Origin of the sequence: Streptomyces sp. NPDC051320, from assembly GCF_040682175.1 — a bacterium.
Classification (GTDB): Bacteria; Actinomycetota; Actinomycetes; order Streptomycetales; family Streptomycetaceae; genus Streptomyces.
In genome coordinates this window covers 25,344-47,967 of sequence record NZ_JBFBAL010000020.1, presented here as the reverse complement: position 1 = coordinate 47,967, position 22,624 = coordinate 25,344, and the positions used below count along the sequence as shown (strand labels likewise).

Sequence of the window (22,624 nt, the reverse complement as noted above, 5' to 3'; positions counted from 1 at the left end):
ATCATCGAGTCCCTGCGGGACTCTTCGGATGGGGGGCTCTCGTCCCGGACCCGCGGCTCCAGTGCCGCTCCCGGCTCTAGCTGACGCTCACGTGATCGAAGACCGTCGTGGTGAGGGTCATCGGATCCCGGGAGCAGACCATGAGCCCGGCGTAGTAGGGGGCGTCACCGAAGTCCGGGACGGTGTCCCGGCCGAGAGAGGTCCAGGTGACGCCGTTGGGGGAGACGGCCGCGGTGAAGGTGGTGCCGGTGCGCCGCAGCCGCAACCAGAGGGACAGCGGGGCCGGGGTGCCACCGGTGAAGGTGGTGCGGCCTGCCACCGTCTTGCGCAGCAGGAGTTGTGGGGTACCGGCGGTGGCGTTGCCGCTGCTCGTCACGATCGCACCGGCTGCCTGGTCGAACGGTGACAGCGACTTGGCCATCAGCAGCCCCACCCGGTCCGCCCTGACGGAGCCCGCCCGTGAGACGATCCGCGCGGTGATCTCGCAGTCGCCGGTCACCGGCAGGCGCGCGAACTGGCCGGTCATCCCCTGCCCGTTGACGTTCAGATCGCTCCCGGCACCACGGACGGTGAAGCTGCCGCTCTCGTAACCGGTGATCCCGGGCGCGCGGACGGCCGCCACACCGTACGTGCCCAGTTGTCGCTCGTCGAGAACGAAGTCGCCGACGTCGCCGTACGTCCAGGGTGCGGGTGGTGGTGTGCCGACGGTGAGCCCCAGAGCCGTACCGGCCTTCCCGGTCGCGTTGCCGGCCGTCGTGCGGACCGCGAACTCGCCGGTTCCGGTGGGTGTTCCGGAGATCAGACCGGTCCTCCTGTCCAGGTTCACACCCGTCGGCAGCCCCGCCGCGGAGAAGCGGGTCGGCTCGTGCGAGGCGCTGATGCGGTACTCGAAGGGGGCCCCCCGGTTTGCGTAGGCGGTGGCCGAGGCGACGCCCTCCGGAGCCGCGGGGTTCGGCATGACGGCGCTCACCGGGTCGGGGCGGGGGCCGGTCCCCGCGGTGTTGGCCTTGGCGACGGTGTAGTAATAGCTCCGTCCCGGTGTGCCGGTCGCGTCGGTGTACCGGGTGCGGGCGCCGAAACCGATGGGGCCCACCGCGGTGGCGATCTCCTCGTACGGTCCTGGGGCGCGGGTCGCCCTGAGCACCGTGTACCGGGCCGAAAGGTCCGGGTCGGTCCAGGTCAGTTCCACCGCGTCGGCCGCTGCTTCGGCCCGCAGACCGGTGGCGGTGCCGGCCGGTCGGGATACCGTCCAGCCGCCTCCCACCGGGGCCTGCACGCTGACGTTGTCGAACGCGGCGGTCCCGGTCTCGGCGTATGAGGCGTCGACGCCCAGACAGGAGCTGAACACCAGACCGACGTGCGCGTTCCTGCCCAACTCGACCTCGGTGGAGCCCACCTCCGTCCAGCTGACGCCGTCGGGGGAGATCGATCCGGTCATACGGTCCGTGCGGCGCTCCAGTCGCACCCAGTACGGCCTGCGCAGTCGGTAACCGTCACCGGCCGCCTCCACGTACGGCGCGGTCAGCGGTGTCGCCGACTCGGGGAGCGATCCGAGGTCGGAGATGGGGAACGAGGCGCTGGTGGTGATGGTCTGCTGCTGGGACGGTGCGACCGGTGTGCTGCCGGTGCCCGTGGTCGGCCCGCCCGGCGACGGCCGGGTGGTCCATACGCCGCTCCAGGTGTGCAGCGGCAGGCCCTGGATCAGCATCGTGGCGTGCGCGGCGTTCGCTGCCAGCGACCCGCGGACTGCGACGCCCACCTTGGAGTACTGCGAGCTGAGCGGATACACCACACGCGCCGTGATCACGCCGTCCCCGTGCAGCGGCAGATGAACGAAGCGCAGGGCGTCGGCAGTGCCACCGATGTCGGCGCCGCCCGCCTCCAGGACGAATCGCTCACCGTCGAAGACGGTACTGCCCGTCCTGCGTACGTCCCCGACGTCCTGCGCCCGCCAGTGCCCGGGGAGCCCCGCGGTGGCGGCGACGGCGGACGACGTCGCGCTCTCGCCGGACGAGTCCGTGGCCGACACGGTGTAGTAGTACGTCCGGCCCGCGTGCACCGCCTCATCGGTGTACGTAGCGGTCGTGATCCCGGTGGCGACTTGCTCGTAGGGTCCGCCCGGTCCGGTCGATCGCCGTACGGTGTAGCCGGTCGCCCACGCGGACGGCAGCCAGGAGACCTGGACCGCCTTGTCCTCACCGGCGGCGAAGAGCCCGGCCGGCGCTGTCGGCGCGGCGGGGGAAGCGTGTGCTCCGGCGTATGTCAGTGTCCCCCAGGACGGCAGGTCGTCGTTGCTCCCCTCCACCGCACGGGTTCCGCCGGTACCGCGGAACAGCACCCGTTTCGTGTTCGGTGTCTCCAGCCCGCGCACGCCGGCGTAATGGGCGTACGCCATCTCGTAGATGGGCGGCAGGTTGCCCCGGGAAGTGGCCGACACGGCCGTCTTGATGTACTTGCCCGTCCGGTCGAGATCCGCGGTGAAAGGCACGTCGTCGCCGAGGTTGTAGCGGGCGGCGTACTCGACGTTCTTCAGGATCCGGTTGTCCAGGTAGCCGTACAGGTCCACGCCCTGGTTCCAGGCGACTTGCGCGGAGTCAGCCAGCAGGCCGACGGCGAGCTGTTCGTGGCCCTGGTCCCGCCCACTCTCCTGGCCCTGGCCGGCGTCGGTGATGATGCGGTGCGGCACGCTGCCGTCACCCGAACCGGCGGCGGCGAAGCGCAGCGCGTCCTCGAAGAGTGTGCGGTCCTCGCAGAAGACGGCGATGGCGAGGATGGTCTGGATGGCCGTCAGGTCCCAGTTGCCGTTGGCGTACAACATGTAGCCGGACACGGAGGGATACCAGACCCGGAGGAAGGACTCCTCGCAGCGGGCCAGGTCGGCCTCCGCCCAGCCGTCATAGCCGCTGTGGCGCAGCAGTTCGGCCGCGTTGACGAACTTGAAGCACTGCAGGCCCGCGCCGAGCTGGCCGTCGGCGCCGGTCACCGCGGTGAGCGAGGCGGACCAGGCATTGAGGATGTCGCGGGCCTTGTCGGCATGGGCGCGTTCGCCGGTGACACACCACATCAGGGCGTTCTGGTAGGCCGCGGCGGAGTCGGCGACGGCCTGGTTCATGTAGTTCGAAGGGCCACGTCCCCAGGAGGTGATCTGTCCGGTGTTCTGCACGGCGTACGTCGACGAGGAGCGCGCGTGTGCCGCGAGCGCGGCGTACCCGTCGTAGATGGGCGATTCCTTGGCGGCGACGGCGGCCTTCATACGGGCCAGGTCGTCGGCGCTGTGCAGCAGCCCGGGGTGGGAGAAGGCCCGGAGGCCGGCCGAAGTGCGGCCGTCGGCCCGCGCCGTGCCGGGCACGAGCAGTCCGCTCGCGCCCGAAGCCAGCAGCAGGGCCGCGGCGCCACCGAGGAAGCCTCGGCGGCTCGTGGTGGGAAGGCTCATGACGCGGCGACCGCCTCGGCCTCGGCGGTGGTGAGGAACGTCAGGTTCAGGACGTGCTCGTTGGAGTACCACTGGACCGTGTCGGTGGTCGCGTACCAGGTGGGCTTCTTCATCGAGTCGGCGACGACCGTGCCGTTGATGACCAGGTTCTCGAAGGTGACGTTCTTGATGGCGTGGTCGGCGTCATAGCCGAGGAGCAGCGTCGGGTTGGCGTGCGTGCCGGTGTAGCTGAGGTTCTTGACGTAGACGTCCTCGATGCCGCGGCCGACCGAGGTGTTGTACTTCGTGTTGTACATGACCCGCATGTGGATCACCTGGCCCTGGCGGAAGTCCTCGATGCGGACATCCTCGATGTGCACGTTCCTGATCAGGTTGGAGTCGCCGGGGTTGAGGGCGATGCAGCCCTGGTAGCCCATCTGGGGTTCCCGGTGGTCCAGGATGTCGAGGTTCTTGAAGACCAGGTTCTCCAGCACCTCGGGGGCGTCGGTGTTGCCGTGCGTACCGACGTTGATCGGGTGGGCGACATCAGCCCACAGGGTGCAGTTCTGGACGGTGATGTCGCGGGTGTCGCCGTAGTAGTCCCAGCGGTGGGCGTAGATGGCGATGCAGTCGTCGGAGTTGCGCATGAAGCAGCCGTCGAAGACGACGCCGGTGGAGGAGAAGACGTCGAAGCCGTCGCCGTTGCCCTTCGAGCTGAACGAACGCGCCTTCTTGATATGGACATTCTCGCTCTCGGCGAAGGTGCCGGCGTAGCCGTTCGGGTTCATGAGGATGACGTCCTCGACCCGGATGTTCTTGCTGCCCTCGCACAGAATGGCGCCGGGGCCCGCGGTGAGCATGCCGTGGCCGGTGAGCGAGGCCTTCTCCACGTTCTTGAAGTACACCTGCGCGGTCAGCACGGCGCCGCCGGCCAGGTGGACGGTCTTGCCGCTGGGGACGGTGAGGACGTTGCCGGTGATGCTGTGCATGCCGGGACCGAAGTAGATGACGTCCGGGTCGTCGGCGGCGGGCGGATGGTGGTCGATGTGGTTGGTGATCACGTGCAGACAGTCGAAGATCTCGTCGTTGATCTGGACGACGACGTCGCGCGGCTCGTCGAGGGTGAAGCGGAGGGTGTCGCCGAGCAGTTCGGGCTTGATGCCGAGCGCGTCGGGTCGCACGCGGGCCTTGCTGGTACCGCCCTTGAGGTAGGTGATTTCGAGCTCGACGGAGCCCTGGAAGTCGAAGTACACCATCGACGTGTTGTAGACCTTGCCCGAGCCGGTGGTGGCGTTGATCTCCTCCAGCTGGGGCCGGTAGATGTCCAGGGTCTGCCAATCGCCGTCGGGGGCGACCCGGACCCGCACCTTGAAGCTGGTGTTGGTCGGCATGGCGGACGGGCGTGGGTAGGTGACCAGCTTCGGCACGGAGGGACCGTCGTCCGCCCGGGCCGCTGTGACCGTCAGGCCGGACAAACCGGCAGCGAGCGCGGTGGCACCCGCCGCCTGGAGGGCGGTGCGGCGGGACAGGGGCATGTTCACGCATGACTCCTTGTAAAGGGGAACAGCGGGGTAAAGGGGAACGAGCGGGGGCGGGCAGCCATGTGAGGCCGGTGGTGGCCGCGCCGCTGACGAAGCCGCGCCGGGCGACCAGGAAGATCAGCGGGAGGAGCACGACGTACATCACGGCGCCGGCAGCCACCAGTTTGTTGAGAGGGGCTCCGGTGGCGTTGACGTAGGGTCGGGCCGTTCTCGCGCTGGGCGAGACGTTCGGCCTTCTCCAGCCACTCCTCGCAGGTCACCGGTTCGGTTTCCGGCGGGTATGCAGGGTGCAGCCGTTGAGCGTCGCCGCTCCGGCAGCGGCTCCGGCTGCCGACAGCGCGAGGAACCGGCGGCGACTCATCGGAGCGCCGGCAGGTGAGCGCATGAACGCCTCTCTTCCTCTTCACGTCGAAGGTCCGCAGGGCACCCCCGGGGGTGGAACCTGAGTGGCCGGATCCCGCTGCCGTCCCCACAGTGCGTCAACACCCTTGACGTACCTTCGAAAGCATCGGTGCGCCTTGGTCTGACAGGTCGGAAGACCGGAGGCTCACTGAATCGGGAACCGCCGGAGTGAGAGCGGACAACCGGTTGCCACGGCTCGTGCATCCCGGATGTTAGGCCCGCCCGGCAGCCACGACACCCCTCCGTGCGGACAGGAAACTTTCGAATATCGCGTGCCGTCCCACCCCCAGCCCACCTCCGCAGAAGTGGTCCAGACCCATCGGCGAAACCTCTCCCTTCCTGAGCTCAGCACTGCTAGCCTCCGCTCAGAAACCGGTTGCCGACAGGGGTAGGGTCTTGACCAGGAAGAGCGCCGACGCCGCAGGGCGCCACACCATCCGCGATGTCGCAGCCCGAGCCGGGGTGTCGGCCTCCACCGTCTCGCGGGTCCTGGCCGGCCATTACCCGGTGAGCGCGGCGACGCGCACCCGCGTGATGCACGCCGTGAAGGAACTGGACTATGTGGCTGATGCCCGCGCCCGGGCCATCGCCGGCGCTGGGGCGAGCACGGTCGCCTTCGTCCTCGACGACATCACCGGCCCGTCCTTCGCGCAGATGGCGCACGGCGTGGAGCGGGAAGCGAGCAGGCGCGGACACCTATGCCAGGTGTGCACGACGGAGGGCGACCCCGAACGCGAGCTCGCCGTCGTCGAAGTGATGCGCGCGCAGCGTGCGGCAGCCGTCATCCTGGTCGGCGGCACGGTCGAGAGCCCCGAATACCACGAGCGCATGTCCGGGATCGCCCGATCCCTGCAGTCCGCGGGATCACGGCTCGTCCTGTGCGGTAGGCCCCCGTTGGGACCGGACGTTCCGGGCACGGTGATCGAGTACGACAACGAAGGAGGTGCGTTCGCCCTCTGCAGCCACCTGCTGTCCCAGGGGCACCGCAAGATCCTCTTCCTGGGCGGCATCCGCGGCCATATGACCGCGGACGGCCGCGAGCGCGGTTACCGCGGGGCGTATGCGGCGCGTGGCATCGACCCGGATCCCGCACTGATCAGGACCGGCGATTTCACCCGGGACGGCGGGCACCGGCGGGTGCGTGAAGTGCTCGCCGCGGGGCTGGACTTCACGGCGGTTTTCGCGACGACGGACATGGTGGCCGCGGGAGCCCTGACGGCTCTGCGCGAGGCCGGACTGAGGGTGCCCGAGGACGTCTCGCTGGCGGGATACGACGACATCGCCTTCGCCCGCGATCTGTATCCGCCGCTGACCACGGTGCATGTGCCGTACGAAGAACTGGGGCGGATCGCGGTGAGCACCGCACTGGATCGCAGTCCTACGGCGCGGAATGAGCACCGGCTCCTCGGCACGCACGTGGTGGTGCGGGACTCGGTACGTGACCTGCGGGACTCGGGCGGGGCGGCGGGCGTCGATCGGCCGGGGCAGCCGCCGGCCGAGCAGCCGGTCGGAACTCGGCCGGCCGGAACTCGGCCGGGCGGCGGCGTGACATGAGCGCCGGTGGGCCGTCGGTGACGGCCGAAGCCGCCGGCAACGCCGACTCCGATGGTGCTGACAGGGCGGGCGGCGCCCGGCTCCTGAGGTGGCTCGAATTCCCCGCCCAGCTGGCGGTGCTGAACCTGTGCTGGCTGCTTGCCGCGCTACCGCTGATCACCTCCTACGGGGCGGGAATCGCCCTGCATGCGAGCCTGCGTGCCTGGCGCGAAGAGGGTGAGACCCGTCCGAGCGTGCGTTTCGTCACCGAGTTCCGGGCTCGGCTGCGCGGTTCGCTGCCGCTCGCGGCCACCGGTCTGCCGCTGCTGGCAGGACTGTGGTGCGCTGCCTCGTTCTGGCTGGGCGCCCCCGGTCCGCTGCTCGCCGTGGCCGCAGTCGCGCTCGTGCCCTTGGCCGTACTGGTGCTGATCGGTCACCTCACCCTCTTCGAGGTGGCATCGCACGAGGACAGGGCCGATGGCTCGTTCGGGGGTCTGGTGCGCGCCGCGCTGCTGCCGGCCGTCACCCGTCCGGGTCGCTGCCTGCTCGCGCTGGTCGCCTGTGGGACCTGGGCCGCGGTGCTGTGGCGGCTTCCGGGCCTGGCGCCGGTGTACGGCATCAGCGCACCCGCGCTGCTGCTCCACCGTCTGTTCCGTCGATCCTGAGACGCAGCCGCCGGCCGGCGTCGAGGAGGAACGCGTAGAAACCGGTTGTCATTACCTCTGCCCAGAGTCTTGTCGGACTCCAAGGCCGTACCTATGCTCTCTCCGACAACCGGTTTCTATCCATCCCGGGAGACAGACATGCGCAGCTCGGCGCGGTGTCTGGCTGCGGCCTTGGCCCTCATGGGCCTGCTGTCCGTGACCGGATGCGCGGACCGCACATCGGCGGCCGGCAGCTTCTCGCTCGACAAGGACCCGTCCCAGGTCAGCGGAACACTGCACTTCATGACACCCGGCTATCCGACCACGCCGGAGGGCAAGGCGGCCCTCAAGAAGGTCATCGACACCTTTCACCGGACGTATCCCAAGGTGCGGGTCGAGACCGACCTCGCCTCCTTCTCGCATCTGAGCGAGAAGGTCACCACTTCCATCGCGGCGGGGGACATGCCGGACGTGATGGTCACCGGCGTCGGCTGGATCCCGCCCTTCGCGGACAAGGGCGCCTTCGCCGACCTCTCCGCTTTCGGCCTCACCCCCACGACGCTCGCACAACAGGTCCGGCCCGGCTTCGTGCAGCCCGCCGTGTACGACGGCAAGGTGTACGGGGTACCGAACATCGGCGGTGCCAAAGTCATCGCGTACCGCAAGAGCGACTTCAGGGCGGCCGGGCTCGACCCCGACAAGCCACCGAGGACCCTGGCCGAGCTTCGCTCCTACGCCAGGAAGCTCACGATCCGCAAGGGCGGCAAACTGGTCCGCTCGGGCTTCGACTTCTGGGTCAACCCGGTCCAGCACCAGTACATCCAGGATTACGTCACCTTCCTCAAGGCCACCGGCGGCCGGATGTACGACAGCGGTGGGGCAGCGGCCTTCAACGAACCGAAGGGCGTCGAGGCTCTCCAGGTGATGGACGACCTGATCAGCAAGGACCGTGCCACGGACTTCGCCACCGGAGCGGCCGACGGCAGCCCGCTCGTCCTCTCCGACCGGGCGGCGATGGGCTTCGCCGGTGCCTACGTGGACTGTGACAACACGACCGGAATCGGCAAGAAGACCTGTGACGACCTGGGGTTCTTCAATATCACTGGCTCCGAGGAGTCGATGTTCATGGGCGGACAGATCGTCTCCCTGTCCTCACGCACCAAACTCCCCGGTGCCTCCTACCAGTTGCTGAAAGTGCTCACCTCGCCCGCGGCCGAACAGGACCTGGCGAGACTCAACCTCGCGATACCCGCTGCGGAAGCGGCTGTCGGATCCGCGGTGGAGAAGTCCAATCCGGCGAGCGAGTTCGCCGCGAAGTCCACTGCGGCCTCCGCATATGCGGGCGGCGCACCGAACTGGCTCGACCTGCAGAACGCGTTCACCCCGGCGCTCGATGAGGTGCTGATGGGCCGTCGCAGTCCGCAACAGGGGCTGGACATCCTCGCCAAGAAGGCGGGGGCGATGTGATGAGCACGATTACCGCACCCCGCACCCCGGCCGGTTCGAAACCCCGGGGCCGGACCGTCGGCACATCGCCGGCGTCCCGCCGTCTCACCCGCGGCCAGCGCAGGGCAGGGTGGACCCTGCTCACACCGAGTCTCGCGCACATGGGGCTTTTCGTCGCCGCACCGGTGCTGATGATGCTGGGCTTCAGCTTCTTCCGGTACGACTTCCTGCAGGCCCCGCAGTGGATCGGGCTGCAGAACTACTCGACCCTGCTGGAAGACGACCGTTTCCGTACCGCCCTGTGGAACACCGTCGTCTACACCGTCGTGGTGGTGCCCGTCGGCATGGGCCTGGCCCTGCTCATCGCGCTCGCCCTCGACCAGAAGATCAGGTTCCGCGGATTCTTCCGCACCGCCTACTACCTGCCGCATATGACCGCGACCGTGGCGATCGCCGTGGTCTGGCTCTGGCTTCTCGATCCCAACCTAGGTGCGGTCAACGAGTTCCTCGCCCTCTTCGGCATCGCCCGTGTCAATTGGCTCGGCAGTACGCAGTGGTCGCTGCCGGCGATCATGGTGCTGGGCATCTGGCAGGGTCTCGGCACCAAGATGGTGATCTACCTCGCCGCTCTGCAGACCGTGCCACCGGAACTGAAGGAGGCGGCGCAGCTCGACGGTGCGAACCGTGTGCAGGTCTTCCGCAATGTCATCTGGCCCTCGATCTCCTCGGCCAATCTCTTCGTCCTCGTCACCTCGGTGATCTTTTCGTTCCAGGTCTTCGAGCAGGTCTACGTGATGACCCAGGGCGGTCCCATCAACAGCACGCTCGTCCTGACCTACGACATCTACCAGAACGCCTTCACCCGGCTGAAGTTCGGCTACGCCTGCGCGGAGTCGATCGTCTTCCTGCTGGTCATCGGCATGGTGACGGCCGCGGTGATGCTGCTCAACAAGGGGGCCCGACGTGACTAGGACCGCGACCAGGAACGGGGTTGCCGCGCGTGGCCTGCTCTACACCGTCCTGACACTGGGCGCGCTCGCCATGCTCGCTCCCTTCGGATGGATGGTACTCACCGCCCTCAAGCCGAAGGCCGAGCTCAGCAGCGGCAGTTGGCTGCCGAAGCACATCCAGTGGGGCAACTTCGCCGACGCGTTCCAGGCAGCGCCCTTCGACCTGTACTTCCGCAACAGTGTGATCATGGCGGCCGGCCAGACCCTGATCACCGTGGTCTTCGCCTGCGCGGCCGGTTACGCGCTCGCCCGGACCCCGATCCGCGGCCGCGGCATCGTCTTCGGCTTCACGGTGGCCATGATCATGGTCCCGGCATACGTCATCCTCGTCCCGAAGTTCCTCATCGTCCGCTCGATTCCGTTCTTCGGCGGCAACAACTGGTTCGGCCAGGGCGGCACCGGCTGGCTCGACAGCTGGTGGGCGCTGATCGTCCCGGGAGCCCTGGCCCCGCTGTACGTCTTCCTGGCCCGGCAGTTCTATATCGACCTGCCCGGCGAACTGGCCGACGCCGCGCGGGTCGACGGTCTCTCCGAGATCGGCATCTGGGCACGGGTGATGACCCCGCTGATCAAGCCGGCGGTCATCACCATCGCGGTCTTCCAGTTCCAGTCGTCCTGGAACGACTTCCTGTGGCCGCTCCTCGCCACCCGCACCGACCGTATGCGGCCCATCCAGCTGGGCCTCGCCGTCTTCAGCAAGGCAGACATCGAGGTGCAGTGGAACTACCTCATGGCGGGCACGGCCCTGGCCACCCTCCCCATGATCGCCCTGTTCCTCGTCGCGCAGCGCTACTTCGTCGAAGGCATGGCGTCGGCCGGCTTGAAGGGATGACATCGAACGGGGGCGCGCCGGGGCCACCCGTGGTCACACGTCCCGCAGTTCGAACCAGTCGAAGTCGGCGGGTGCGCTCGTGCCGCCGAGGTCCTGGGCGCAGACCCCGACGAACGCTCCCGTGAAGCGCAGCCGCGTTCCGTAGTCGTCGGAGAGCTTGCCGGCGTCCAGGACCGGGCCGATCCGCTGCCAGGCCGTGCCGTCGGGGGAGGCGGAGAACCGGAGTTCGGCGCCCTGGAAACGGGCCCGCAGGTGAATCAGCGGCCAGTCGTCGACGGGCACGGCACTCGAGGTGAGTTCCTGGTAACTGCCGTCGTCGGTCAGGTCGATGCCGAGGACCCTGCCCCGTCCCTCCTCATGGGTCACCCGCAGATAGAAATGGGTGGTGGTGTCGTACCAGCAGATGAGGCCGGCCATCTGCGAGAAGTGCGTGGGGTGGAAGTCCAGTACGGTCGTCGCCTCGCAGCGCACCGACCGCAGCCGCTTGGCGACCAGGCTCTGCTGGAACGCCGAGTGCGAGCTCTGCCGCCCGCGCAGTCGCAGCCAGCCGGGACGCTCCGCGAGGGTGAGCCGTGCGGGACCCAGCGGGACCCGCAGGGTGTTCCAGCTCGGGTCCAGCGCGAGCGAGCCGAAGTCGTCACGCGCCGCCGGCTCCGGTACGGGGTGCGGCGTCCCGCGCGGCGCCGCCACCTCGGTCAGCGGTTTGTTGCCGCCGCCCACCAGCCGCAACCAGCCGTCGTCGGTCCAGCCGACCCGCTGCAGACAGGTCTCCCGTCCCAGAATGCACCGCGGCCCGTCAGGGGTGTCCACCGGCCGGGAGGCGAGATGCGCGAGGAACCACTCGCCGTCGGGCGTCTCCACCAGTTCGCCGTGGCCTGCCTTGCGCAGCGGCCCGTCGGGATCGTCCCGGGTGGTCAGCAGGGAGCCGTTCGGATCGAACGCGTACGGGCCGGTGAGCCGGCGCGAGCGGGCCATCAGGACGCCGTGGTTCCAGCCGGTACCGCCTTCCGCCAGCATCAGGTAGTACCAGCCGTCCCTGCGGTAGAGGTTCGGTCCCTCGATGAGCTCGTCGTGGCGCAGGATGTTGCACGGCTGCCCGACGAGAGTCTGCTTCCGCGCGTCGTACTCCTGGAGCACGATGCCGGCGAAGGCCTGTCGGCCGGCCCGGTGGTCCCACTGCAGATTGACCAGCCACTTCCGCCCGTCCTCGTCGTGGAAGAGGGACGGGTCGAAGCCGGACGAGTTCAGGAAGACCGGCTCCGACCAGGGGCCTTCGATGTCCGGAGCGGTGACCAGGTAGTTGTCGACGTCCTTGTACGGGGCGCCGACCGTCCGCACGATGCTGTAGATCAGCCACCACTGACCGTCGGAGTACGAGAGCGAGGGCGCCCAGACCCCGCCCGAATCGGGGACCCCGCGCAGGTCGATCAGCTCCGTACGGTCCAGCGCATGACCGATGAGCTCCCAGTTCACCAGGTCCGCGGAGCGGTGCAGCGGCACCCCGGGGAACCATTCGAACGTGGAGGTGGCGAGGTAGTAGTGGTCGCCCGCCCGCGCGATGCTGGGATCCGGATGGAATCCGGGCAGCACGGGGTTGTGTATCTGGCCCGCGGACATGCAGGTCCTTTCGTATGTACGAGTGCGTGCGGGGGAGAGGCGCTCAGGAGTGCTCCGGAGGGCTCAGCCCTTCACGGCTCCCTGCATCACACCGGCGACGATCTGCCGGGAGAGCAGGATGAAGATGACGATGAGTGGCAGCACACCGAGCGCGGCGCCGGACAGGATGAGCGTGTAGTCCAGTGAGTAGCCGGCGGCCAGCGAGGACAGGGCGGTCTGCACGGTCGGTGACTCCGAGGGATCGAGCACGATCAGCGGCCACATGAAGTCGTTCCACGCACCCATGAAGGTGAACATGGCGAGCACCGACGCCTGCGGACGGATGGCGGGCAGCGCGACATGCCAGAACGTGCCGAGCGTGGAGCACCCGTCGATCCGGGCCGCCTCGACGAGTTCGTACGGAACCGACTCCTCGCACGCCTGGCGCATCCAGAACACCGCGAACGCGGAGACGAGCGCCGGGCCGATCACGGCCGGCAGGGTGGCGATCCAGCCGAGGTGCCCCATCAGCATGTAGAGCGGCACGACACCGAGCTGGGTCGGCAGCATCGCGGTGATCACCACGATGAGGAAGAGCGCACCCCGCCCCCGGAACGGGAGTTTGGCGAAGGCGAAGCCGGCGAGCGAGGCGAGCAGCACGCAGCAGACCGTCACCGTGGTGGAGATGATCAGCGAATTGCGGATCGCAAGCCAGAAGTCGACCTTGTCGAAGACCCGGTGGATGTTCTCGAAGAGGTGGCCGCCGGGGGTCAGGCTCAGTGCCGAGTCCCCGATGACGGAGTTGTCCCGGGTGGGCACCACGAAGGAGTAGTAGAGCGGGAAGACGGACGCGAGCAGCGCCGCGATCAGTACGGCGTAGGTGAGAAAGCCGGGCCGCCGGCTGAGCGGGGATGTCTGCTGCTTGAGGCGTTCCGGCCGGGCGGTTGCGGTGGTGGACATGACGCGGTCACCCCTTGGTCGCGATACGCCGCGACAGTGCGTAGTTGATGCCGGAGACCACGGCGATGAGCAGGAACATCACCCAGGCGAGGGTGGCGGAGTAACCCGCGTTGAAGTCCCGGAAGCCCTTCTCGTAGAGGTACATCATCAGCGTCTGGAACTGACGGTCGCTGCCGCCCGTACCGTCGGTGCCCGCCACGTCGAAGAGCTGTGGTTCGGCGAAGATCTGCATGCCGCCGATGGACGACATCATGACGACGAAGATGATGGTGGGCCGGATGCTCGGCACGGTGATCGACCGGAAGACGCGCCACCGTGACGCGCCGTCGAGCATCGCGGCTTCCTTGAGTTCGTGCGGGACGCTCTGCATCGCCGCCAGGAAGATCAGGGTGTTGTAGCCGGTGTAGCGCCAGATGATGATGGTGCTGATGCCGATCATCGCGGACCAGCGATTGGCCTGCCAGTCGATGCGGTCGATGCCGAATAGTCCCAGCGCGTCATTGACCAGACCGGTGTTGTGGCCGAAGAGCTGCGCGAAGACGAGCGTCACCGCGACGACCGACACCACGTGCGGGAGCAGCACCGAGGCGCGCCACAGCGAACTGGCCCGCAGCTTGCGGTTGAGCAGCGCGGCCAGCCCCAGCGCGGCGAAGAGCTGGGGGACGGTGCCGAGCAGGAACAGCAGCACCGTGTTCAGCAGGGCGTTCCAGAAGTACGCGTCCTTGAACAGCGCCGTGTAGTTGTCGAGGCCGACCCAGCCCTGGTCGCCGTCGATCATGGCCCACTTGTGGAACGAGATCCAGCCGGTGTAGAGCAGCGGCCAGACTCCGAAGAAGCCGAAGACGACGAAGAACGGGACGATGAACAGATACGGCGTGTAGCGCAGGTCGAAGCGGGAGAGCCGGGTGCGCCAGGGGGAGCGCCCCGCGGCGGGGGCCTCGGGGGCCTCCGCCGCGGGACGGGTCTCGGTGACGGTCATCAGCCGATGGCCTTCTTGGCGTCGGAGACGGCCTGGTTCCAGGCGGCTTCGGGCTGTTGCTTGCCCTGTTCGACCCGGAGCAGCGCGTTCATGAACGCGCTCTGCACGTCACTGTCCTTGGTGCCGCGATAGATCGGTTTCATGGCGTCGGCCGCCTGGGCGAAGATCTTGCCGGTGGGAGCGTTGGAGAAGTAGGGGTCCTTCTTGGCCTGCACAGCCGGGTCGTTGTAGACCGACGGGTGGCTGGAGAGATAGCCGGCGTCGAGGAAGAGCTTCTTCTGCTGCGCCGATGCGGTCAGCCAGCGGGCCAGCGCGGCGGCCTCCTTCGGATGCGCGGTCTGCTTGGGCACGGTCAGGTACGAGCCGCCCCAGTTGCCGCCCAGCGGGGCTGCGGCCACCGACCACTTGCCGGAGTTCTCAGCGCCCGAGGCCTCCTTCGTACGGTCGAGCTTCCAGGCCGGGCAGATCGCGGTCGCGGTCCTGCCGGTCTTGAGCGCGTTCGCCATCTCGGGGGTGAAGGGCGGGTAGCCACCGCTGACCTTCTTGACCGACATGGCGGCGGCCTCCATGAAGTCGGCCTTCAGCGCGGTGTTCTTGTCAGCGATGAAGGAGTCGTCCGACTCGGCGAAGAAGGTCTCCTTGATCTGGTTGCCCATGGCCACCCAGACGTCCCCGGTGTTGGCCGTGAAGGAGGCGTTCTTCACCTTGGTGCCGAACTGCTCGCCGACGCTGGTGAACTTCTGCCAGGTGGGCCAGAGAGCCGCCACCTTCGCCGGATCCGTCGGCAGTCCTGCCTTCTTGAACAGGTCGGTGCGGTAGCAGATGCCCATGCCGCCGATGTCGGTGCGCAGGCCCATGACGAACTTGCCGTTCTCCGCCGTGCCTGCCTTGTACGCCCAGTCCACCCAGGGGTCCTTGACGTTGTCGACGCCGTAGTCGGCGAGGTTCAGGAACTTGTCGTGGCTGGGCATGAACTTGGTGATGGTGTCGTCGCCCAGCCCCACCACGTCGGAGGCCCCGCGCCCGGCGGCGAGCTGGGTGACCAGCTTCTTCGGAAGGTCGTCGATGAGGACCTCCTTGATCTTGATGCCGGGGTGGGTCTTCTCGTACTCCTTGTAGAGCGACTTCCGATAGCCGTAGTCGACCTGAGTGGTGACCTTCAGCGTGATGGTCCCTCCGTTGCCGCTGCCCGATGAGCTGCCGCAGCCGCTCGCCGTGAAGGTGATGGCCGCCGCCACCACCGCTGCTCCTGCGATGCGTATCCGGTGGGTGGAGACATGCATGGCGCGGTCACCTCTCAGGGAGTCCGGGATGGTTCCGTGTTCGATATTTCGAAAGTTTTAGCTGGGTCGGTCCGGCGAATTCCCAGGTCTTCCCTGCGTGTTCACAGCGCGTTTAATGTAGGAACCGGTTGCTGCCGGGTCAATGTTTCTGCCGGGCTACAGCCGTTACTCGAAATTTTCGAACGCCAGGGGGAGACCGATGGCCGGATCCGCAACCGCGATGGGCCCCACTCTGTCCGTGATCGCCCGCGAGGCGGGAGTCTCGGTGCCCACGGCGTCCAAGGTGGTCAACGGCCGTGAGGACGTCGCCCCCGAGACACGCCGCCGCGTCACCGAAGTGCTGGACCGGCTCGGTTACGTACGAAGGCCGCGCTTCCAGGCCAACAAGCCGCCCGCGCTGGTGGATCTGGTGGTGCACTCGCTGGACAGCTCCTGGTCGGGAGCGATCCTGCACGGGGTGGAAATGGCCGCGCACGACGCGGGACTGGAGGTGGTGGTCTCCGCCGGCCTGACCCGCACCCGCGGCGGCCGGCCCGAGCGGGGCTGGCTGGACAAACTCTGTGCGCGGGGTTCCGCGGGCGTCCTGTTCAACCTGGCCGAGCTCACCGCCACCCAGTACGCCTGGCTCGACCAGCACAGCATCCCGTACGTCATGATCGACCCGGTCGTCGAACCGTCGCCCGGCGTGGTCTCGGTGGGCGCGGCCAACTGGCAGGGCGGCGTCAGCGCGACCGAGCACCTGCTCTCCCTCGGCCACGAGCGGATCGCCGTGATCGGCGGCTACCGCCGCAAGATGTGCAGCAGCGCGCGGGTGGCCGGATACCGGTCCGCTCTGGCCGCGGCCGGTGTCCGGCACCGCTCCGATTACGTCAGGTACGGCAACTTCGACCAGGTCACGGCGCGTGAGCGGATGCGCGACCTCCTTGCACTCCCGGACCGGCCGACCGCCGTCTTCGTCTGCTCCGATCCCATGGCGCTGGGGGTGTACGAGGCCATTGCCGAGCAGGGTCTGCGGATACCCGACGACATCAGCGTGGTCGGCTTCGACGACCTGCCCGAGGCCCGCTGGGCGACACCGGCACTGACGACCGTACGGCAGCCGCTGTCCGAAATGGCCGCCACGGCGCTGCGGTTGCTCGGCCGGATGATGGACGGCGAGCGTCCCGACGGCGTTCGGACCGAGCTGTCCACCCGGCTCATCGAGCGCAGCAGTACGGCGCCCGCCCGGTGAAAGACCGATTCCTGCTGCGGGGTCACGGCAGGCGGCCACTCCACTCGTCGACCAGTGCCGCCAGCTCCGAAGGCCGCTCCTCGTGGAGGTAGTGACCGCAGCCCGTCCACACCACCGTGCGTGAACCGGCAGGCGGCCGGGTGCTCCGCTCCCAGTCCGCCGCGCCGGACGTGGAGTACACCGCGAGCACCGGGCAGCGGCGGCGTGCCAGATACTCCATGGCGGCGGGCTGGAAACCGAAGGCGTCCGGAGCCAGGTACATCCCTTCCCTGCACCGCAGGAGCACGTCCGGGGACATGGCGGCCATCAACTCCGTATGGCGGTGGCGGGCATCGGTGGGGGAGCCGGGGCCGAACCCCCGGTTCACGAACCGCACGGCCCACCGCGCCCCCTTACGCCGGAGTGCCTCCTGTTCGGCGGGCAGCCGAGCCGCCTCCGCCTCATCGGCGCCGTACGCCGGGTCCAGGACCACCAGCGCCGCTACCAGACGAGGGTGTTCCACGGCCAGTGCGGTTGTCACCTGGCCGCCCATCGAGTGCCCCACAGCGACCACCGGGCCGGTGCCCAACTCCCGCAGCAGGCACGCGAGATCAGCGGCGAGGTCGCGCGGGCGGTACCCGTCGCGAGGTACCGAGGACTTCCCGTGGCCGCGCAGATCGGGCACCACGACCCGGCGCCGGCCGGCCCACGACCGGACCTGTTCCCGCCACTCCGCCCCGTTGCCGCCCCAGCCGTGCACCAGCAACAGCGGCGGCGGCCCGGCAGGGCCCGGGTGATCGGTGAAGGACAGCGTGACGCCGTTGACGGTGAGTGCGCTCATGGTGCGGATCGTGCCCGGCCGGCGAGCGCAGCGCCCGGATTCCCCCGACACCGAAAGTTTCCGTCGCCCCGACTCCGTCTGCGCGTCGTCTCCGCTCCTGGCGCGCCTCAGATGCGCAGGCTCCCCGGCGGAGGCGCGGACTCCCGTACCACCACATGCGTCCCCAGCGTCACCTGCTGCTCCCGTGCTCCGGACCGCGCATCCCGCTGCAGCGCGAGCCGTACCGCGGTGCGACCCAGTTCCTCCTGCGGCACATGGACGGTGGTCAGTGCCGGATACAGATCCGACGCCAGCGGAATGTCGTCATAGCCGACCACGGCGACATCAGCTGGGACCCGCAGGCCCGCCTCCCGCAGTTCCAGCAGCACACCGGCCGCCACCACATCCGTTGCGGCCATCACGGCGGTGAACTCTGCGTTCCGGGCCAGGAGTTCGCGTATCATCCGGCGTCCGTCCGCACGGCTGAAGTCGCCGGGCACGATCAGCGAGGCGTCGGCCTCGAAGCCGTGCGCCCGGTGCGCGCGCCGGAATCCCCGGAGCCGCTCGGTGCTGGTGACCAGGCCCGCCATGGCGCCGGCGTACACGACCTTGCGGTGGCCCGCCGCCAGCAGATGGCTGGTCGCCGCGTAGGCTCCGCCCTCGTTGTCATAGTTCACGACCGTCGCCGGCACGTCCTCGCCCAGCGGCGGACGGCCCACCAGGACAAGCCGGGAGCCTGCCTGCTCGAGTGCGTACGCGAAGCGGGTCATCCGCTCGTGGTGGACCGGGTCCTCCCAGGCGCCGCCCACCACGATCACCGCGTCCGCACGCTGCTCCCGCATCAACTCGACGACGGCGAGCACGCGTTCCGGGTCGCCCTGGGTCGTGCAGAGCAGACAGAGCCGGCCCTCCTGCGCCGCCTGTTCCTCCACGCCGCGTGCGATATGGGCGTAGAAGGCTCCGGTCACGTCGTCGACGATGAAGGCCACCGTCTTGGTGGTGCCGCCGGACAGCGCCCTGGCCTGGGCGTTGACCACGTAGTCGAGGTCACGCATGGCCCGCTGGACCTTCGTTCGGGTGGCGGAGGCCACCGGATAGGTGCCGCCGAGCACCCGGGAAACGGTCGCGGGGGACACCCCGGCGCGGGCCGCGACATCCCGCACGGTGGCGCGCCCGCCGCTCTGCGGTGTCTGCTTCTTGGCCACTGGCTCGCGTTCTCCTTCGCGTCCCCCGGCGGGACAGCCCGCAGCTTACGACCTGACGCCCGCCATGGGTTCACGCACTGCGGCTGAGCTGCTCACGGAGGACGGGATACGCGAGCGGCAGGCCCGAGACGAGTCGTTCCACCTCACCGACCGCGCTCCGGCCCAGGCGCTCCAGCTCGTTGCCGTGCGAGCCGGCGACATGCGGGGTCAGAAACGCACCGGGCAGATCGAAGAGCCGGGACTCCGGGTCCAGCGGCTCGGGATGCGTCACGTCGAGCACCGCGGAGAGCCTGCCCCGGGCCACCTCGTCGGTGAGGGCCTCGGTGTCGACCAGTTCCCCGCGGGCGGTGTTGATGAGGGTGGCACCCTCGCGCATCAGCGCCAGCCGGTCGCGGTTGAGCATGTTGCGGGTGCCGGGGGTGGCCGGGGCATGCACGCTCACCACGTCGCAGCAGGCCAGGAGGGTGTCGAGGTCGACCGGGGTGACGCCGAGCGCCGCCGCCTCGGATGCCTCGACGTACGGATCGGCCAGGAAGACCTCGAAGTCGAAGGGGCGGAGCAGCTCGATCACTCGGCGGCCGATGCGCGAGGCACCGATGATGCCCACCCGGCGGCGGAAGTTCCCCACGCCTGGTTCGACCGCGGCCAGGGTGAACGCCCGGTCGGCGCGGTAGCGCTCACGGAGGGCGAACAGGCCCTTGCCCGCGAAGAGAATCGCGGCGAGGGAGTATTCGGCCACCGGTACGCCGTTGGCCTCCGCGGCTGAGGAGATCTGCAGCCCGCGGTCCCAGCAGTCGTCGGACAGGTGGCCCTTCACGGACCCGGCCCAGTGCACGACGGAACGCAGCCGGGGCGCGGCCGCGAGCACTTTCGCGTCGATCACCGGGCTGGCCCAGCCGGTGATGAGGATCTCGGCCGACGCGAGCACCCCGAGCACCCGCGGATCGTCGAAGCGCTCGGCGATCAGGTCCGGGTCGATGGTCACCGCCTCGCGCAGCTGCCGCAGGACGTGGGGCGGGAAGACGTCTGGCAGATCACGGGAACGCATGGCGAACAGCGCCACCGGTCGCTGGGTCACAGGTGATGTCCTTGAGAGAGCGGTATGGAAACCGGTCTCTACGCTATGACCTGTCCGTGACCGTGGTCAATGGCAGGGATCAGTCGAGCGATGCAAACGAGTCACGGTACCGGTTGCCCGGCCGGACGGGACAGAGCAAGTCTCCTCGGGCGGACCAGGTGTCTCTGCGCGATGATGGGGGAACCCGAATCGCGGAAAGCCGAATCGCCGGAACCCGAATCGCCGGAACCCGAAGCGCAGAAAGTCGCGGCGCGAGGTGCACGGACCCGCAGCCCCCGGTCCTCCCGCCGCCCGTGTGCGCCGCCGCGCTCGCTCATACGCCGTGGGCGAGGCGTGGAGCCCAGGGCACGCGCCGCACTCCGGTCAGCAGCAAGGAGCAGGTATGCGACAGGACAAGCACCCCTCGTACCAGCCGGTGGTCTTCCGGGACCGCGCCGCCGGGTACGCCTTTCTCACCCGGTCCACCGCCACGAGTGAGGAGATGATCGACTGGGAGGAGGGGCGGAGCTACCCGGTGATCGACGTGGAGATCTCCGCGGAGAGCCACCCGTTCTACACGGGGGAGGCGCGAGCCGTCGACTCCGCCGGTCAGATCGAGAAGTTCGAACGGCGATTCGGCGGTGGCGGCGTGGAGGAGAGCGACCGACGGCTCACCCCGAAACCCTCCGATGTCACCCCGGACTCCGACCTGCACACCGGCGCCGAGGGAGAGGTGTCGGCAGAGGATCTCGTCCTCGCCAGTGGGCGGGACGTCACACCGGTGAATCTGGACTGGGCCCGCCGCAAACTGGCCGAGAAGGGCCGGGAAGCAGTCGAGCGGCGGCTGCCCTGAGTATCGGCGACACGTCCGATGCGGCTGCCGCGCCGGTGCGGCTGGTGCTCTTCGACGTCAACGAGACGCTGAGCGACCTGGCCCCGCTGCGGGCCAGGTTCGAGGAGGCCGGCGCCCCCGGTCACCTGCTGGCGACCTGGTTCGCCGGTGTGCTGCGGGACGGAATCGCCTTGACCGCAGCCGGCGGGTACGCCGACTTCCGGGAAGTGGGCGAGGCCGGGCTGCGGGGGCTGCTGGCCGGTCCGGACATCCGGTGCGACGACCCCGGGGCCGCCGCTGCACACGTACTGGACGGCTTCGGCGATCTCGACGTACATCCGGACGTCCGCGAGGGGATACCGGCGCTGCACGCCGCGGGCCTGCGGCTGGCCACCCTGACCAACGGGTCCACCGCCACCACCGACGGCCTGGTGTCCCGGGCCGGGCTGGGCGGCTGCTTCGAGGCGCATCTCGACGTCAGCGCGCCGCGGGCGTGGAAACCGGCTGCCGCGGCCTACCGGTACGCCACTGATCTCCTCGGCGTCGCGCCGGCCGAGACGCTGCTGGTCGCCGTCCATCCGTGGGACATCGACGGCGCGCGCCGCGCGGGTCTGCAGGCCGCGTGGCTCAGCCGGTCCGCGACCGGCTACCCCGCTGTTATGTCCGCGCCGAACCACACGGCGAGCGACCTGCGGGAGCTCGCCCGCCTCTTCGCCGGGAACCGATGACACCGTCCACCCGGCGGTCACAGCTCCTGGCGCACACCGGCTTCCTTGGCGATCTGCTCGACATCGAAGGACCGCCCCCGTGTCGGGTCGCCCTACCCGTGGGTCCGTCAATCGTCCTCGGACGTGTCCGGCTCGCCGGTTTCCCCGGTCTCCTGGTGGAACACGGCGCGGACCTCCTCGAATCCCTTGAACGCCGCGGTGGTGGCATACGAGGTGTACGCGCGCCGGTCGGCCGGAGTGAGCTGGACGTCGTCGGTGAAGGGCGTCAGCAGGCTGCGGGGCCACAGCCGGTGCGCCCGCACCGCGCTCACCTCGGCGGCCGTGACGAAGATGAGGGCGCCCAGATAGAGCCAGGCGATCAGGCCGAGCACGATCGCGAACATCCCGTACGTGGCACTGGCCCCCCGCAGAGCGTGCCTGACGTAGTAGGCCCCGGCCCACTGCAGCACCTGCCAGACACACGCGCCACCCAGCGCCACGGCCCACAACTTCCTGAACGCGACCTCGCGGTGGGTCAGTATCCGATAAGTCATCAGCAGCAACGACGCGTTGAGCAGAATCGCCAGCACGGTCGCCAGAAATCGGAACTCGTCTCCGAGGTTGAACCCGAAGGCGCTGGTCGCCGATGCCATGATCGACAGCCCGGTGGCAGCGCCGAGTCCGACGGCCACCATCGCCAGGAACACCAGGCCCTTCATACGCGAGCGGATCGGATTCGGCCGAAGGTGCCGCGGTACGGCCCAGATCGCGTTCAGCGCGTGCTGCGCGGCCTGGGCCACACCCAGACTGCCGTACAGGCTGCCGACCACGCCCGCGGCAAGGGCGAGACCGTTGACGCGGAAGGAATGAATGTTGTTCTGGAGCTGATCCCCGATCACCGGAAACTGCCGCAGAGCCGAATGCAGCACCTGCTGCTGCAGGCCGGGATCGTTCTCCAGCAGCGCACTGAGCGCCGTGATGAGCAGCAGCAGGAGCGGGAAGAGCGAGAGGAAGCCGTAGTAGGTGAGCAGCGCTGCCAGGTAGACCCCTTCGTCGTCGAAGAACTTGTACGCCACCGCCAGCGGCTGCCCGACCCAGGTGTGCCGCTGCTGGAAGGCGTCGATCCGCTGTACCGCGCCCACTGCGCCTCCCCTT

17 protein-coding genes and 1 pseudogene are annotated in these 22,624 nt (G+C 68.9%); 8 read left to right on the top strand and 10 right to left on the bottom strand.

Annotated elements, in window-relative coordinates; genetic code table 11:
- Positions 1-76: 76 nt before the first annotated feature.
- Positions 77-3,433 carry an alginate lyase family protein gene (locus tag AB0M87_RS30555; RefSeq protein WP_365858716.1) on the bottom strand — a complete coding sequence of 1,119 codons (3,357 nt, stop codon included), beginning with the start codon at positions 3,431-3,433 and terminating at the stop codon, positions 77-79.
- The gene (locus tag AB0M87_RS30550; RefSeq protein ID WP_365858714.1) at positions 3,430-4,953 is read right to left on the bottom strand and encodes a glycosyl hydrolase family 28 protein; all 1,524 of its coding nucleotides are present in this window, start codon (positions 4,951-4,953) and stop codon (positions 3,430-3,432) included. The genes AB0M87_RS30555 and AB0M87_RS30550 overlap by 4 nt, the downstream gene beginning before the upstream one ends.
- A 798-nt stretch (positions 4,954-5,751) precedes the next feature.
- Between AB0M87_RS30550 and AB0M87_RS30545 the strand changes: the two genes are divergently transcribed.
- The 5 genes from AB0M87_RS30545 (at position 5,752) to AB0M87_RS30525 (ending at position 10,820) form a co-directional block, all read left to right on the top strand.
- Complete coding sequence (locus AB0M87_RS30545; RefSeq protein WP_365858712.1) at positions 5,752-6,909, top strand: LacI family DNA-binding transcriptional regulator; 1,158 nt, start codon at positions 5,752-5,754, stop codon at positions 6,907-6,909.
- On the top strand, positions 6,906-7,553 hold the full coding sequence (locus tag AB0M87_RS30540; protein ID WP_365858710.1) for a DUF624 domain-containing protein: 648 nt from the start codon (positions 6,906-6,908) through the stop codon (positions 7,551-7,553). Before AB0M87_RS30545 ends, AB0M87_RS30540 begins: the two co-directional genes overlap by 4 nt.
- 138 nt (positions 7,554-7,691) lie before the next feature.
- Entirely contained in the window at positions 7,692-8,999 is a 1,308-nt protein-coding gene (locus tag AB0M87_RS30535) for an extracellular solute-binding protein (RefSeq protein ID WP_365858708.1), read from the top strand.
- Positions 8,999-9,949, top strand: a complete 951-nt coding sequence (locus AB0M87_RS30530; protein WP_365858706.1) for a sugar ABC transporter permease — start codon at positions 8,999-9,001, stop codon at positions 9,947-9,949. The genes AB0M87_RS30535 and AB0M87_RS30530 overlap by 1 nt, the downstream gene beginning before the upstream one ends.
- Positions 9,942-10,820, top strand: coding sequence for a carbohydrate ABC transporter permease (locus AB0M87_RS30525; RefSeq protein ID WP_365858704.1), 879 nt, complete (start codon positions 9,942-9,944; stop codon positions 10,818-10,820). Before AB0M87_RS30530 ends, AB0M87_RS30525 begins: the two co-directional genes overlap by 8 nt.
- Positions 10,821-10,853: 33 nt before the next feature.
- Here the strand turns inward: AB0M87_RS30525 and AB0M87_RS30520 are convergent, their stop codons facing one another.
- From AB0M87_RS30520 to AB0M87_RS30505, 4 genes are all read right to left on the bottom strand, one after another.
- Positions 10,854-12,437 (bottom strand): glycoside hydrolase family 43 protein, encoded by a 1,584-nt coding sequence (locus AB0M87_RS30520; RefSeq protein ID WP_365858702.1) that lies wholly within the window; start codon positions 12,435-12,437, stop codon positions 10,854-10,856.
- 63 nt (positions 12,438-12,500) lie between these two features.
- On the bottom strand, positions 12,501-13,376 hold the full coding sequence (locus AB0M87_RS30515) for a carbohydrate ABC transporter permease (RefSeq protein ID WP_365858700.1): 876 nt from the start codon (positions 13,374-13,376) through the stop codon (positions 12,501-12,503).
- A gap of 7 nt (positions 13,377-13,383) precedes the next feature.
- Entirely contained in the window at positions 13,384-14,355 is a 972-nt protein-coding gene (locus tag AB0M87_RS30510; protein WP_365858698.1) for a sugar ABC transporter permease, read from the bottom strand.
- Positions 14,355-15,638, bottom strand: a complete 1,284-nt coding sequence (locus AB0M87_RS30505) for an extracellular solute-binding protein (RefSeq protein ID WP_365858696.1) — start codon at positions 15,636-15,638, stop codon at positions 14,355-14,357. The genes AB0M87_RS30510 and AB0M87_RS30505 overlap by 1 nt, the downstream gene beginning before the upstream one ends.
- 199 nt (positions 15,639-15,837) lie before the next feature.
- Between AB0M87_RS30505 and AB0M87_RS30500 the strand changes: the two genes are divergently transcribed.
- Positions 15,838-16,869, top strand: coding sequence for a LacI family DNA-binding transcriptional regulator (locus AB0M87_RS30500; protein ID WP_365858694.1), 1,032 nt, complete (start codon positions 15,838-15,840; stop codon positions 16,867-16,869).
- A 22-nt stretch (positions 16,870-16,891) separates the two neighbouring features.
- Here AB0M87_RS30500 and AB0M87_RS30495 read toward each other — a convergent pair whose 3' ends face one another.
- The 3 genes from AB0M87_RS30495 to AB0M87_RS30485 form a co-directional block, all read right to left on the bottom strand.
- Positions 16,892-17,689 (bottom strand): alpha/beta hydrolase, encoded by a 798-nt coding sequence (locus AB0M87_RS30495; protein WP_365858692.1) that lies wholly within the window; start codon positions 17,687-17,689, stop codon positions 16,892-16,894.
- A gap of 107 nt (positions 17,690-17,796) precedes the next feature.
- A complete protein-coding gene (locus AB0M87_RS30490; protein WP_365858690.1) occupies positions 17,797-18,873 on the bottom strand; it encodes a LacI family DNA-binding transcriptional regulator in 1,077 nt (358 codons plus the stop codon).
- A gap of 70 nt (positions 18,874-18,943) precedes the next feature.
- Positions 18,944-19,951, bottom strand: coding sequence for a hydroxyacid dehydrogenase (locus AB0M87_RS30485; protein WP_365858688.1), 1,008 nt, complete (start codon positions 19,949-19,951; stop codon positions 18,944-18,946).
- A gap of 382 nt (positions 19,952-20,333) precedes the next feature.
- On the opposite strand from AB0M87_RS30485, the pseudogene AB0M87_RS30480 reads away from it, so the two are divergent.
- Together AB0M87_RS30480 and AB0M87_RS30475 are read left to right on the top strand one after the other, a co-directional pair.
- A pseudogene (locus tag AB0M87_RS30480) lies at positions 20,334-20,576 on the top strand (type B 50S ribosomal protein L31); the annotation flags it as partial.
- A 251-nt stretch (positions 20,577-20,827) separates the two neighbouring features.
- On the top strand, positions 20,828-21,490 hold the full coding sequence (locus AB0M87_RS30475; protein WP_365858686.1) for a haloacid dehalogenase type II: 663 nt from the start codon (positions 20,828-20,830) through the stop codon (positions 21,488-21,490).
- Between the two features lie 107 nt (positions 21,491-21,597).
- Here the strand turns inward: AB0M87_RS30475 and AB0M87_RS30470 are convergent, their stop codons facing one another.
- Positions 21,598-22,611, bottom strand: a complete 1,014-nt coding sequence (locus AB0M87_RS30470) for a YihY/virulence factor BrkB family protein (RefSeq protein WP_365858684.1) — start codon at positions 22,609-22,611, stop codon at positions 21,598-21,600.
- Between the last annotated feature and the right edge of the window lie 13 nt (positions 22,612-22,624).